Here is a 13,364-nt window from a genome sequence, read left to right on the forward strand (position 1 = left end):
TATAGATACTTCCATTTTAACAGATTATATGAAATTCTCAAGGTGTAGCGGATTTAACGAGAAACCGTTACAATGGATGGAAGGAGGCATTCAAATGAAAAAAGTGGACCATATCGGAATTGCCGTTAAAGATATGAAAGTTGCACTGCCATATTATATTGAAACTTTGGGGTTAAAACTGCTAGATATTGAAGAAGTTGAAAGTCAAAAAGTGAAAGTGGCATTCATTGATGCAGGAAATTGTAAGCTGGAACTGCTTGAGCCGATTGGTGAAGAGGGTCCCATTTCGAAATTCCTTGAAAAACGTGGGGAAGGGATCCATCATATTGCTTTCGGTGTTACTGATATTAGGAAACGGCTGAAGGAGTTGGAGGAAAAAGGAGTCCAACTACTTCAAAAGGAGCCGAAACCTGGTGCGGGTGGAGCAGAAGTTGCATTTATCCATCCGAAGTCGTCTTTAGGGGTGTTGTACGAACTATGTGACAAAGGGGAAAGGGGATAATTCTAATGGATATTTACGATAAAATCAATGAATTATATGATAGGAAACGGGAAATAGAATTAGGTGGAGGCGACGAACGAATCGCCAAGCAACATGAAAAAGGGAAGTTGACAGCTCGAGAACGAATTAATCTGTTGCTCGATGAAGGATCATTTGTCGAGTTAAATCCATTCGTCATTCATAGGACACGAGATTTTGGGATGGATAAACAGAAGGGGCCGGGCGACGGGGTTGTGACCGGATATGGGAAAATTGATGGACGTCCCGTTTATTTATTCTCCCAGGATTTCACCGTTTTCGGTGGTGCGCTAGGTGAAATGCACGCTATGAAAATTGCGAACGTCATGGATTTGGCTGCAAAGAATGGCGCTCCATTCATTGGTTTGAACGATTCAGGAGGTGCGCGTATACAAGAAGGAGTCGTTTCACTAGACGGATACGGTGAAATCTTCTATCGAAATGCAATCTATTCTGGAGTTATCCCGCAAATTTCAGTCATTTTAGGGCCGTGTGCAGGTGGGGCTGTATATTCGCCAGCTATTACTGATTTTGTCTTTATGACAGATGAAACGAGTCAGATGTTCATTACAGGACCGAAAGTCATTGAAACTGTGACGGGTGAAAAAATTTCATCCGAAGACCTAGGCGGTTCAAAAGTACATAATTCCATAAGTGGGAATGCTCACTTCCGTGCGAAAGATGAGAAGGCAGTATTGGAACAAGTCCGGACTCTACTTTCCTATCTTCCTCAAAACAATAATGAAAAAGCTCCTATACTCAAAAATGAGTCTGAAGATAATTATCGAAATGATCTGGCAGACGTTGTGCCATTTGAAACGATACGTCCTTATGATGTTCGAAAAGTCATCGAACAAGTCGTCGATGAAAATTCATTTTTTGAAGTGCAGGCGGAATTCGCGAAAAACGCGGTTGTTGGTTTCGCCCGGATGAACGGAGAATCGGTCGGATTAATATGTAACCAGCCGAGAGTGATGGCTGGAGGATTAGATATCGATTCGTCTGATAAGATTGCGCGATTTATTAGAACTTGTGACTCTTTCAATATTCCGCTCATTACGTTTGAAGACGTTACTGGATTCTTTCCAGGTGTAAAGCAGGAACATGGAGGTATTATTCGTCATGGGGCAAAAATTCTTTATGCCTATTCGGAAGCGACCGTTCCAAAAATTACAGTCATCTTACGAAAAGCATTCGGTGGCGCCTATGTCGCTTTAAACTCGAAAGCAATCGGGGCAGATATTGTATACGCTTGGCCAAATGCGGAAATTGCTGTCATGGGCGCTGAAGGTGCTGCAAATATTATTTTTGCACGTGAAATTGCAAATAGTGATGATCCAGAGTCGACGAGGGCCGAGAAAATTGAAGAATACCGGGAAAAGTTTTCAAACCCATATGTCGCAGCTTCTCATGGGATGGTAGATGATGTCATTGATCCTCGTGAGACACGCATTAAACTTTTGCAGGCGCTTGAAATGATGAGAAATAAGCAAGAGACAAGACCGCGTAAAAAACATGGCAACATCCCATTGTAAATGAACGAAAAAGAAGGAGAGATACGTAGTGAATGCACAACGACTTTTAGATGAGTTTTTAGAACTTGTACAAATTGATTCCGAAACGAAGCATGAAGAAGAAATTGTTACTGTGTTGAAAGAGAAAATGGAGAATCTCGGATTTACAGTAAATGAAGATGAGTCTAAAGAGGTTACGGGACATGGTGCCGGGAATTTAATTGCTACATTGAAAGGTACAGTCGATGGTGCAGATCCAATTTACTTTACTTGCCATATGGATACTGTAACTCCCGGAAGAGGGATTAAACCGGAATTGCGGGAAGACGGTTATGTTTATTCGGACGGCACAACAATTTTAGGTGCAGACGATAAAGCTGGTATTGCAGCATTATTTGAAATGATAAGAGTGTTGAAAGAGAGCGGCAAGCCGCATGGAGATATCCAGTTTGTCATTACTGCTGGAGAGGAAAGTGGGCTTGTTGGAGCAAAAGCGATGGACCCTTCACTATTGAAAGCGAAGTATGGCTATGCTATAGATAGTGATGGAAAAGTTGGTGGCATTGTGACAGCTGCCCCTTATCAAGCTAAACTTTGGACGACAATCCATGGAAGGACGGCTCATGCAGGAGTTGCGCCAGAAAAGGGAGTTTCAGCAATTACTATCGCTGCTAAATCGATTGCTGCAATGACACTTGGGCGTGTAGATTCAGAGACAACAGCAAACATTGGACGTTTTGAAGGTGGACAAGCGACGAATATCGTCTGTGACGAAGTCCGTATACTAGCAGAAGCACGCTCCATCAATTCTGACAAGCTTGAGAGACAAACTGCCCATATGGTAGAAACATTTGAAAAGACGGCGGCTGCAATGGGTGGCAAGGCGGAAACAGAAGTTAAGCTCATGTATCCTGGATTTAGCTTCACTGAAGATACTGAAGTCGTACAAACGGCTATGGAAGCGATTCGAAATGTCGGCAGAGAACCTGAGCTTTTGACAAGTGGCGGCGGAAGTGACGGCAATGTATTCAATGGGATGGGTGTTCCAACAGTAACTTTGTCAGTAGGATATGAGGAAATCCATACGAAAAATGAACGAATGCCTGTTGAAGAATTGAATAAGCTCACTGAATTATTAATTGAAATAGTTCATGTAGTGGCGAATAAGGGGGCTTGAGTAATGAATGATTTGAAGGCAGTTATCGTTGAATGCGGAGAAGAGGAGTACGCTTTAGCTGTCGAAACAGTCGTCTCGATTGAAAAGTTGGAGCGAGTGAATCCGATTCCCCATCTGCCTGAATATATGCTTGGTTTGATGAAAATTAGAGGTGAGTTAGTCCCGATATTGGACTTTCAACAGATTCTCTATGGCAATTCAGTAAAAGAAAAATCAAGTGCAAGGGTTGTCGTCGTGCAAACAGAAAATCTATATATTGGATTGCTCGTTCTCGACGCAAAAGAGATTTTGGATATTCCGGAAAGTAAGTTGACTTCATCCGGTTTGATGGCTTATTCAAGAACACCGTATTTTAAGACAGTAGCAAATCTTGAAGATCGGATAATTACCGTTGTCGATGCTGAGATACTATCAAAGACATTAGCGGGGATGGATGAGATAGGCGAATACGTACAAACGGTACAGATGCAGGAAAAATGACAGAAAACCGGATGGCTTATTCATCCGGTTTTTCGGTGAAATGGAGGGGTGAAGTAAATGACGACTTTGAAGAAATTACAGAGGAAGGTCATCCTTCATCTTGACATGAATAGTTTTTTTGCATCTGTCGAGCAGGCGCATAATCCGAAATTGAAAGGGATTCCGGTAGCGGTTGCTGGAAATCCTAAAGAACGACGGGGTATTCTCGTTACATGTTCATACGAAGCAAGGGCGTTAGGAATTTACACAACGATGTCGGTCGGCGAAGCGAAAAGAATTTGTCCTGAGCTTGTTATTGTACCGCCTGACCATGAAAAATACCGAATCGCTTCCGATGCTGTATTCACGATTTTACGTTCATATACCGATCTTGTGGAGCCAGTTTCAATTGATGAAGCGTACATTGATATTACAAATATCGGCGGGTTGACGATGGCGAAGCAAATTGCAGAACATATGCAACAACGAATTCTTCATGAATTGGACCTACCTTGTTCCATTGGAATTGCGCCGAATAAATTTTTGGCGAAAACTGCTTCCGATATGAAGAAGCCGATGGGGATTACGATATTACGTAAAAGGCAAGTGCCAGAAATATTATGGCCATTATCTGTTATCGAAATGCATGGTATTGGAAAAAGTACAGAAAAACGCTTGAACGAAGTCGGTATAGTAACAATTGGGGACTTGGCGAAATCCGATGAAATCATGATTAAAAACTTGATGGGGAAAAACGGTATAAGACTTCGAAACCGTGCGAACGGTATAGATAACCGTCCAGTCGACCCGGAAGCGGCGGAGGAAAGGAAAAGTGTCGGAAGTTCAACGACTTTACCGATTGACGAAACCGAACTGTCTGGATGTCTCGAAGTATTCAAGCAGTTATCTGTAAAAGTTGCTCAACGATTGGATAGACGTCAGTTAGCTGGAACAGTTATTATGATTCAAGTACGAACGTCTGATTGGCGAAACTTTACAAGAAGCCGGACTGTGACGAATCCACTTTACAAAGCAGAGGATTTGTATAAGGAAGCGGCCGAACTTTTCCAACGACATTGGAATGGGGATTCGATTAGATTATTAGGAATAACGGTATCGAATGTCATCCCTATAAATGAATTAAATGAGCAACTATCATTTGAAAATTTCGAGAAGTATGCAAAAGAAGCGAAAATGGAAGAGCTTGTAACAGAGCTTGAGAAAAAATTTGGTCCTAATTCCGTAAAACGGGGTCTAGGAGAAAGGTAAGTGATCGAATGGAATTAATTTTCTTAGGAACCGGAGCCGGTATGCCGTCCAAGCAACGTAACACATCGTCTCTAATTGTTAACCTATCAGCTGAGCAATGTGGCTATTGGATGTTTGATTGTGGTGAGGCGACGCAACACCAACTACTCAGAACTTCAATTAAACCGCGAAAAATTAATAAAATATTCATTACACATTTGCATGGCGACCATATTTTCGGTTTGCCCGGCTTCCTTGGATCACGATCATTTTTAGGTGGAGAAGAGGAATTAATTATTTACGGTCCAGTTGGAATAAAAGAATGGATCATGACATCCCTTCGTATAACGAAAACGCATCTGACGTATCCATTGAAAATCGAGGAGATTGAAAAAGGGATCCTTTTTGAAGATAATCAGTTTAAAGTGACAGCGCTAGAACTCGAACACGTCATCGAATGTTTTGGTTTTAGAATTGAGCAGAAACCTTTGCCAGGAAAGCTTCTTGTAGAAAAAGCTGTTGAATTCGGAGTGCCGAAAGGTCCGTTATTGAAAAAGTTGAAAGATGGAGCGGACGTCGAGCTTGCCGATGGTCGTATCGTTTTTAGCAAAGACGTAACAGGAGATGAACAAAAAGGGTTTACGATTGCTGTTCTAGGTGATACGAACTATTGTTCTTCCGCTGTTCAATTGGCAGACGAAGCAGACATCCTTATCCATGAGGCGACATTTGATAATGAAACCGGGGACCTTGCGAAAGAGTACGGCCATTCAACGATAGGTGATGCGGCACGGGTAGCGAAAGAAGCAAATGTGAAGGCGCTGATCGCAAATCATATTAGTGCGCGTTTTATGCCTACACATATTGCTAAATTACAAGAGCAAGGTAGTGCTGTTTTTCCTAACACCTACATTGCAGAAGATTTTAGTCACTTCGAATGGAAAAGTGAACAGTTGATAACGAAATAAGCTGCCGTAGTCAGTAATGACAAGCGGCAGCTTTCTTTATCTTTAAAAAATCCATCCGCGATCATATTGTTTAGGCGGTTCAATCGAGACTCCTAATTCCTTTGCTGCAACAAAAGCCCAATACGGATTGCGGAGCAATTCCCGGCCTAACAAAATGACATCTGCGCGCTTACTCTTCAAAATTTCTTCGGCTTGTAAACCGGTCGTTATTAATCCGACAGCACCAGTCGCAATACCGGTTTCTTTTTTAATTTGTTCTGAAAATGGCACTTGATAGCCTGGGTATGCGTCGATCTTTGCAGGTACGACAGCTCCCGAACTGACATCAATTAAATCGACATCTTGTGTTCTCATCCAATTGACCATTTCGATATATTGGGTAGTCGTCATCCCACCCTCTGCGTAATCTTCCGCAGAAATTCTTACGAATAAAGGACCGTTCCAAACCGAACGGACAGCATCGATAATTTCACGTAAGAAGCGATAACGATTTTCGGAAGGCCCCCCATACGCATCATCTCTCTTATTTGCTAACGGAGATAAAAATTCATTAATTAAATAGCCATGTGCTGCATGCAATTCGATAACATCAAAGCCAGCTTTCTTCGCTCGAATGGCTCCTTCCTTAAAAGCGACAACTGTTTCTTCGATTTCCGAGAGCGACATTTCAACAGGTGTCTTATACTGTTCATTGAAGCGGATTGCGCTCGGTGCATAAATATCGCCATCCACAGTCGCTTTTCTGCCTGCGTGTGCCAACTGGATACCTGTCTTTGACCCATGCTGCTTCATAAGTCGTACGATTTCAGACAACCCTTCAATATGGTTATCACTCCAAATGCCAAGATCCCGATCCGAAATACGTCCTTCCGGCAACACAGCCGTCGCTTCCACGATTATTAATCCAACTTGTCCGACAGCACGACTGGCATAGTGGACTTTATGCCAATCTTCAACTTTTCCATCCAAGTTGTGACTCGAATACATACACATCGGTGCCATGACAATCCTGTTTTTCATTTCCACTCCACGAATCGTATAAGGTGTAAATAACATTGCCAATCTAATATCCTCCTTTTTACATATCACTTAAGATAATGCGCCAAGTTCACGGGAACGCCTCTCTGCGCTGTTAATGCAATGTTGAATTGTCTCTTTGAACAAACGATTTTCAAGTGCCTTCAAACCTGCTTCTGTCGTACCTCCGGGGCTTGTCACGTTTTTTCTTAACCGTTCAGGCTCTTCACCTGTTTGGCGTAACATTGCAGCTGCTCCTTCAAACGTTTGAATGATTAGTTCTCGTGCCACTTCATTGGACAGACCTTTAGCAATCGCAGCTTCTTCCAATGCTTCTACCATGTAATATACATATGCAGGTCCGCTACCAGACAGAGCCGTTACTGTATGCAATTCGTCCTCTTCAAATTCTCTTACAATCCCGATAGATGATAAAAGATCTAAAATACGCTTTCGTAAATTTGAATCTACTAACTCATTCATCGAAACGCCGCTCGCAGATTTACCAATAGTTGCAGATGTGTTTGGCATTGAACGGGCAATTGGTCGTTTCCCTAGACCGTTTTCAATCGTTTCAATCGACACACCAGCGATGACAGATAAAACAGCTGCATTATCATGTAAATAATTAGCAATTTCACACATTACTTGCTTACTATCTTTTGGCTTTGTCGCTAAAATAATGAGTTCCGCTTCCCGTAAAGCGTTTCGCTCATTACAGACGAGAGAAACCCCATACGATTGTTGCATGTAAAATAGCCTCTCATCATCTGATTTGTTCATTACAAATACATCTTTAGCTGGCATAACTTCATTATTTACTATACCAGCAATCATTGCTTCCGCCATTGATCCTGCTCCTACAAATACGATCGTTCCCATTCTCATCCGTCCTTTCTGTGAATAAAAAAAGGCGCTTCCATCCCGATATGCTCAGGACGAAAACGCATGTTTCCGCGGTACCACCTAAATTTGCCGGCATTCCGCCGGCACAACTTTACAACCTTTCATAACGTGAAAGGGACGGCCATGTTTCCATGGCAGCTCGGAAGCAGGTTCGGGGTAGGAGAGGGATTGCGGCTCTCAGTCGGTGGCCGCATTTCCTGTTTCCTTCACTACCTCTACTTATCTTCTTCAACGCTCAAACATTATAAATTATAGTGATTATTGCACGTCGTCAGACGAAAGTCAATGATTACAAAACATCTTTGAACAGATAAACAATACCAATGACAAACACGGTTACAAGAACAGTGAACATTACTTTCCACACACTAATCGGTGCTGTTCCACTTACTTTACCTGTCTGTCCATTCACTAGGAAACGATACACATTATTATTAAAGGTGAAGGAAGATATCCAAAGCGGTAGTAAAATATGTTTGAATGTAATGTCATCATATGATGTATTCACTTTCACAATTCGTACTTCGTCACCCGTTTCCTTACGAAGTATGCCATTTCGTATCCGTCGATCGATAATTGCTCTTGCTGAAAACCAGCCCTCTTTTAACGGTATCGAATAGCGTTCCGCTAGAAAACCCGATAAGTATTCCGTCTTATAGTCAAGTAACCCGTTAAGCTGAAAAGGTTCAACTTTATTTATTAAACCGGAAGCGACATTGCGAGATGCCTTAACTAAGACATCATCGAAAAACTTATTATATGTGCCATATTCGGTCCGCCATCTAATTTTCCTTACCTGTTCCGTCACTTGCTGCATTTTCCCATCGCGATGGACAGTTCTTGTTTCCATTACATAATAATATGTGCCAATCCTAACCGTATAAGCAGACTTTGTTTGAGAATCGAACGTCCAGTAGGGGATGTATGTACCGCTGATTTTCTTCATCTCATAGTCTTCTTTTAATCTGGAAGGGGCAAAATACCTTTTTGAAATCCATTTTCTGAATTTCTCAACAGCCTCTTCTTTCGATATTTGGAAGGGAAGCACCAATGCAGGTTTGATGCCAGCGTCATTCTCTGTAACTGCAATATGCGAAGAGCCACAAAAGGTACAGAAATCGGCAATCTTATCGTTATCCAACAACGTTTCCGCACCGCAATTATCACATTTGAACACACGTTTTTCATTGCTCCAATTATGGTCTGCCTGATCTAATGCATCTAAATAGTCATGTTCTGTCGTGTTTTCACGGGTTGCTTCAATTTTCACTTCAGTGCCGCAAAAAGGACATTTCAAGCCGCGTGAAATAGGGTCATATACTGTATTTCCACCGCAGGAACTGCATTGATTCACTTCAGTTTCTTCAATGAATTCATTATCCACATTCGTCATCCCGTCACCCCGTTACGTTCATCCGTTAATGACCTCTCCACAATCTCCACAAAACTTTGCATTTGGACCATTACTAGCCCCACATCCCGCACAATTCTTTTCAGTCACTTGTTTTACGCCGCATTCTCCACAGAAATTTGACCCTTCTTTAATTTCCGCTTTGCAATTAACACACGGAACGGTCTTTTCCTGAACAGAATTTCCGCACTCTGGGCAGAACTTTGCCGTTGTTCGAATATGCATACTACAGTGCGGACAAGCCATTTTAGCTAGTTCATTCGAAGGAGTTATTTGCTGTTGGTTCGTTATGAATGCGCCTGCCATTGCATTACCGATTGCGGCACCTGCACCGATACCTGCACCTGTTGCTGCCATTCCGCCTCCCTCATTTCGAGCTGCATCACGGATCGCTTCAGCCGTCTGATATTCTGTGTACGTATTCATATTTCCAAGGACACCCATCGTCGTTCGCTTGTCCAGCGCCTCTTCTACTTCCTTAGGTAGTGACAAGTTTTCAATATAGAGGGAAGTAATATCGAAACCAAACTCAGCGAAGCGCTCTTTCATCTTCTCCCTTCCTTGTGTACTTAGTTCGTCGTAGTACATAGCAAGGTCAAGCGCAGGTATTTGCGATTCGGCAAATAGATCCGTTAATCCAGATAGAATCATCTTTTTAAGATGGTTTTCAATAATGCTCGTATCATATGAGCTATTTGTACCGAACAGTTCCTTTAAGAAGCGTGCTGCGTCAGTTACTCTATACGAATAAATGCCATAACCACGCAAACGGATCATTCCGAAATCCGCGTCCCGCATCATAATCGGATTGGAAGTTCCCCATTTTTGATTAATAAACTGCTTTGTATTTACAAAATAAACTTCAGCTTTAAATGGGGAGTTAAACCCAGTTTTCCAAGATTTCAGCTTCGTTAATATAGGCATGTTCTGTGTATATAAGACATGGTGCCCGGGCATGAATACATCGGCAATTTCTCCTTCATTCACGAATACCGCGACTTGTGATTCACGGACAATTAAACTAGCTCCCATTTTAATTTCATTGTTTTGTACTGGAAAACGGTACACCATTGTATTGGAATTTTGGTCGGTCCATTCAATGACCTCAATGAATTGACTTTTGAAAAAATTAAAGATCCCCATATTTATCCCCCTCATAAAAGTTATCGTCATAATAGTATACTACGGATTACGCGAATAAAGGTTTCAAGAAAGTCGGTTTATCAAGGGTGACGTATGTAGGGAAAAGAGGTACAATGAACTGAATCCCCATTCATTATTACGTAAACTTTTATCACTTGAAGGAGTTTGTCTATATGATACATAAAATTGAAATTCCAACACCGTTTGCTGTCGGTGATGTCAATGCATTTGTTGTTAAAGCGGATACATTATCACTTGTCGATGCGGGACCTAAAACACCAGAAGCATACGAGGCGCTAAAATATGGTCTAAAAGAAATTGGTTATACATTTAATGATATAGAGCAAGTTGTCCTAACTCATCATCATCCCGATCATGCCGGATGGATGGATGCTTTCGACAAAGCGGAAGTAATTGGTCATCCATATAATGACCTTTGGCTGAAAAGGGATCAGGCATTCATGGACTACCATGATCGCTTTTATTTGCAATGTCTAAAGGAAGAAGGCGTGCCAGAAAATTATTTTAATTGGGTAGAGAAGATGAAACGACCGATACGATTAATGGGGGACCGGACGTTGGACAAGGCAATCGGGGAGGGCGACGAGTGGGAAGGGCATCCAGGCTGGATTGTTATGGAAACACTCGGACATGCGCAAAGCCATATTGCGTTATTCAATGAACAGACAGGGGAGATGATTGGGGGAGACCTTGTACTGGAAAAAGTATCATCCAATCCTTTAATCGAACCTCCTGCGGACCGTAATGCAGAGCGTCCAAAGTCGTTATTGCAATACAATGCTTCTTTAACACGGTTATTAGATCTGCCGGTCGATATCGTATATGGCGGTCATGGAAATGAAGTTCGGAATGTCCATTCTCTAATCGAATCAAGACTTCAGAAACAGCATGAACGGGCAATGAAAGTGCTAGCAATGCTGAACGACGGAAGCAAGACGATCTATGAGCTGACACAACAATTATTTCCGACGGTTTATGAAAAAGAGTTGGGTCTTACATTGTCCGAGACGATTGGACAAACAGATTATTTAGTAGCAAAAGGACTTGTCCGAGAAAAGGTTGGCGAAGGCGGTATTTTATATTATGAACAAGCGTAAGTCAGTATTAGTAACCGGAGCGACGAGCGGTGTCGGATATGCAACGGTCATGAGACTACTGTCAGAAGGTGATCTATATACTGTTTACGCAACCGGAAGGTCACTAGACAAACTACAGGAATTGAAAAACGAAGGAGCAATTGCCATTCCTGCGGATATGATAAAAAAGAATGAGATGGAAAATCTTCTGGAGCAGACCGACTCTATAGATATCGTCATCTTTTCAGCTGGGGTGGGGCATTTCCAAGCAGCCCATCTTTTACATGATGAAGAAATCCGATCGATGATGGACACAAATGTCATAGCTCCAATCGAACTGACGAAACGTATTCTGCCACAAATGATGGAACGGCAGAAAGGGCATCTAATTTATATTGGCTCTCAAGCTGGAAAAGTAGCGACGCCAAAGGCTTCTGTATATGCAGCAACAAAGCATGCCTTAATTGGTTATACGAATGCACTCCGAATGGAAGTCGCTCCGTCAGGCATTCATGTTTCCGTTATCCATCCAGGTCCAATTGACACGCCATTCATTGACGGGGCGGACAAAACAGGAACCTATCGTTCATCCCTTGGTAAGCATTTGCTACAAGTCGATACTGTTGCAAATAAAGTCATCCAAACAATCGAAAAACCAGTTCGTGAAATTAACTTGCCTGGCATTATGGGCTTTACGAGCAAATTGTATGCATTGGCACCACGTTTAATCGAAAAAATCGGACGCCATTATTTCATGAAAAAATGAAAACGGATGCTAAACATATAAACACACTTATTTCATGCTAAAAGACACGGTTCCAAACTTCAAATCTTTTTATTTTTTCTTGCGTATTCATGAATGCGTAAGCAGTCCAACATGTTATACTAAAACGAAATGAATCATTAGCCAAATCGATTTAATACGGGAGGTAAGCTTTGATATGAAAACTGTAACGATCGAACATATCGTAAAGCGATTCTCATTGGAAGTTCTTGTTGGACACCATATGTTGGATAAAAACTTGAAAAAGACAAAAGTTAGAAGACCGGGTTTGGAATTCATGGATAAATTTGATTTTATTGCGACAGAACATGTTCAGATCCTAGGGAAGAATGAAATTAATTACTTACATACACTCTCGGATGAAGAATGCAAGATGCGAATTGCCAATATCGTGCAATACAAGCCGCCGTGCATCATCATAACATCCAATCAGGAAGAACCATTTGGCTTGCGTCAGTATTGTACAGAGGAACAGATCCCTGTTTTGCGCACGCCTGATTCAATGAGTGAGATGAGTGCAAAGATGGATGCATATGTCACGAAGAAAATGGCACCGGAAATTGCTGTCCACGGGGTATGTGTCAATGTCGCTGGCATCGGAATTTTACTTCGAGGCAAATCAGGAGTAGGAAAGAGTGAAACGGCGCATACGTTAATCGGTAGAGGGCATCGATTAATTGCGGACGATATTGTTGTGTTGAAGAAATTGAGTCCACAAACAATACTTGGAACGCATGATGAAACGAACAAAGAATTTTTGGCGTTGCGAAGCATTGGTCTACTGAACGTAGTTAGGCTTTATGGGCGGGCGGCCTTTCAAGAAGAGAGTCGGATTGCACTTGATATCGAACTAACCGAATGGAAAGACAATTCGTTGAACAATGAACTTGAACTGGATACGAAATTCAAGACATATATGGACGTTCCGATTCCACATATCCAAATTCAATTGCAACCTGGAAGAGATGTTGCCGGTTTAATCGAGGCGGCAGCGAACAATTGGTATTTACAGCAGCAAGGGTATAGTGCGGCTGAGGAATTCAAAAAGCGACTAGAATCTGAATTTGAATAATGATGCCCTTAGAGTGGCAGAATGTATAACGTAGAAAACCGATGGATT

The 13,364-nt window shown here is 42.0% G+C and carries 13 protein-coding genes; 9 read left to right on the top strand and 4 right to left on the bottom strand.

The window, feature by feature from the left end:
* Positions 1-94: 94 nt before the first annotated feature.
* From mce to rnz, 6 genes are read left to right on the top strand one after another with little or no spacing between them, the layout of a single operon-like run.
* Complete coding sequence (mce, locus tag QM454_RS13040; protein ID WP_432358701.1) at positions 95-502, top strand: methylmalonyl-CoA epimerase; 408 nt, start codon at positions 95-97, stop codon at positions 500-502.
* A gap of 5 nt (positions 503-507) precedes the next feature.
* Complete coding sequence (locus tag QM454_RS13045; RefSeq protein WP_432358702.1) at positions 508-2,055, top strand: acyl-CoA carboxylase subunit beta; 1,548 nt, start codon at positions 508-510, stop codon at positions 2,053-2,055.
* Between the two features lie 28 nt (positions 2,056-2,083).
* Complete coding sequence (locus tag QM454_RS13050) at positions 2,084-3,211, top strand: M20/M25/M40 family metallo-hydrolase (protein ID WP_432358704.1); 1,128 nt, start codon at positions 2,084-2,086, stop codon at positions 3,209-3,211.
* Positions 3,212-3,214: 3 nt separating this feature from the next.
* Positions 3,215-3,691: a chemotaxis protein CheW gene (locus tag QM454_RS13055; RefSeq protein WP_432358706.1), complete on the top strand. Its 477-nt coding sequence runs from the start codon at positions 3,215-3,217 to the stop codon at positions 3,689-3,691.
* A gap of 57 nt (positions 3,692-3,748) precedes the next feature.
* Positions 3,749-4,939, top strand: a complete 1,191-nt coding sequence (locus QM454_RS13060; RefSeq protein ID WP_432358708.1) for a DNA polymerase IV — start codon at positions 3,749-3,751, stop codon at positions 4,937-4,939.
* Between the two features lie 8 nt (positions 4,940-4,947).
* On the top strand, positions 4,948-5,886 hold the full coding sequence (gene rnz / locus QM454_RS13065; RefSeq protein WP_432358710.1) for a ribonuclease Z: 939 nt from the start codon (positions 4,948-4,950) through the stop codon (positions 5,884-5,886).
* Between the two features lie 42 nt (positions 5,887-5,928).
* Here the strand turns inward: rnz and namA are convergent, their stop codons facing one another.
* The 4 genes from namA to QM454_RS13085 all read right to left on the bottom strand — a co-directional run bounded on the left by namA (position 5,929) and on the right by QM454_RS13085 (position 10,363).
* Positions 5,929-6,942: an NADPH dehydrogenase NamA gene (namA, locus tag QM454_RS13070; protein ID WP_432364003.1), complete on the bottom strand. Its 1,014-nt coding sequence runs from the start codon at positions 6,940-6,942 to the stop codon at positions 5,929-5,931.
* Between the two features lie 33 nt (positions 6,943-6,975).
* Positions 6,976-7,785: a pyrroline-5-carboxylate reductase gene (gene proC, locus QM454_RS13075; RefSeq protein WP_432358712.1), complete on the bottom strand. Its 810-nt coding sequence runs from the start codon at positions 7,783-7,785 to the stop codon at positions 6,976-6,978.
* A 313-nt stretch (positions 7,786-8,098) separates the two neighbouring features.
* The gene (locus QM454_RS13080; RefSeq protein WP_432358714.1) at positions 8,099-9,202 is read right to left on the bottom strand and encodes a hypothetical protein; all 1,104 of its coding nucleotides are present in this window, start codon (positions 9,200-9,202) and stop codon (positions 8,099-8,101) included.
* An 18-nt stretch (positions 9,203-9,220) separates the two neighbouring features.
* A complete protein-coding gene (locus QM454_RS13085) occupies positions 9,221-10,363 on the bottom strand; it encodes an SPFH domain-containing protein (RefSeq protein ID WP_432358716.1) in 1,143 nt (380 codons plus the stop codon).
* A gap of 173 nt (positions 10,364-10,536) precedes the next feature.
* On the opposite strand from QM454_RS13085, the gene QM454_RS13090 reads away from it, so the two are divergent.
* The 3 genes from QM454_RS13090 (at position 10,537) to hprK (ending at position 13,316) form a co-directional block, all read left to right on the top strand.
* On the top strand, positions 10,537-11,481 hold the full coding sequence (locus QM454_RS13090; RefSeq protein ID WP_432358718.1) for an MBL fold metallo-hydrolase: 945 nt from the start codon (positions 10,537-10,539) through the stop codon (positions 11,479-11,481).
* Positions 11,468-12,226 (top strand): SDR family NAD(P)-dependent oxidoreductase, encoded by a 759-nt coding sequence (locus QM454_RS13095; RefSeq protein WP_432358720.1) that lies wholly within the window; start codon positions 11,468-11,470, stop codon positions 12,224-12,226. Before QM454_RS13090 ends, QM454_RS13095 begins: the two co-directional genes overlap by 14 nt.
* Positions 12,227-12,401: 175 nt before the next feature.
* Positions 12,402-13,316, top strand: a complete 915-nt coding sequence (gene hprK, locus QM454_RS13100) for an HPr(Ser) kinase/phosphatase (protein ID WP_432358721.1) — start codon at positions 12,402-12,404, stop codon at positions 13,314-13,316.
* The last annotated feature ends 48 nt before the right edge of the window (positions 13,317-13,364 follow it).

This window comes from Sporosarcina sp. UB5, from assembly GCF_050859005.1.
Taxonomy (GTDB): domain Bacteria; phylum Bacillota; class Bacilli; order Bacillales_A; family Planococcaceae; genus Sporosarcina.